The following is a 1,057-nucleotide window of genomic DNA, read 5'->3' as shown; positions in this document are numbered from 1 at the left end:
CCCGGGAGTCGGTGCGGGACCTCGTGCGGGCGTCGCGCGGCGGACTCACGAACTGGAGCGTGAGAGCCGGTGGGGGATCAACGAGGCCGGGGCCGCCGGCCGACGCCCAGTCGATGATGTCCTGCGTGCAGTCGTCCCCCATCGCCCAGCCGATCCAGGCGGCCCGTCCGCCGCGACGGCGCCCCGCCGCCGAGGGCCTGACGACGACGATGTTGGCCTGGTCGCACGGACCGAGGCAGTCCGTGGTGCGGACGCTCAGGGTGCCGGCCGAGGTGGCCGCGGCTGCGCGCAGCCGGTCCAACTGCCAGACATGGTCGGCGCCCGGGTGCTTGCGGGAGTCACCGCAGCAGCAGCCCCGGCAGACGACGATCGTGCAGGGCGAGGCGCCGGACGGTCTGATGGTGGATGCGGTCACCAACGCAGCCTAGAGCACCGGTGGCCGGGCTATTTGAGCAGGCGGGACATCCTGCGGTCGGCCAGTTGCCGGCCCCCGGTCTGGCAGTGCGGGCAGTACTGCAACGACGAGTCGTGGAAGCTCACTTCGCGTACGGTGTCGCCGCAAACCGGGCACGGTTGACCGGTCCGCCCGTGCACGCGCATACCGGCCCGCTTCTCCGTCTTCAGCCCGGCCGCGGGCAGCCCGGCTGAGCGTTCCACGGCGTCGCGCAGGGTGTCCCGCAGCGCCGAGTGCAGCACCTCCACCTCGTGCTCGGTGAGGTCGGCCGCGAGGCGGAACGGTGACATGCGGGCGACGTGCAGGATCTCGTCCGAGTAGGCGTTGCCGATGCCCGCGATCACGCTCTGGTCCCGCAGCACCCCTTTGACCCGGTGCCGTCGGCCGTGCAGCAGTTCGGCGAGCGCGGAGACGGTGAAGGAGTCGTCGAGCGGTTCCCGGCCGAGACGGGCGATGCCCGGCACGTCCTCCGGGTCGTGCACGCAGTACACCGCGAGCCGCTTCTGGGTGCCGGCCTCCGTCAGGTCGAAGCCGCCGCCCTCCGGTCCGGCCAACCGCACCCGCAGCGCCAGCGGCCCGCGCCCCGGACGGGCCGGCGCGGCG

Annotated in this window: 2 protein-coding genes; both read right to left on the bottom strand. The window is 73.4% G+C overall.

Going from position 1 to position 1,057, the window contains the following annotated elements:
* On the bottom strand, nt 1-415 hold a 415-nt coding region (locus ACYVE9_RS28045; protein ID WP_461030694.1), incomplete at its 3' end, for a (2Fe-2S) ferredoxin domain-containing protein.
* 29 nt (nt 416-444) lie between these two features.
* On the bottom strand, nt 445-1,057 hold a 613-nt coding region (locus ACYVE9_RS28040; RefSeq protein ID WP_461030693.1), incomplete at its 5' end, for a zinc finger domain-containing protein.

The organism is Streptomyces sparsus, assembly GCF_054776295.1.
The sequence above is the reverse complement of the archived record's forward strand: the minus strand, read 5'-3'. Positions and strand labels throughout refer to the sequence as shown.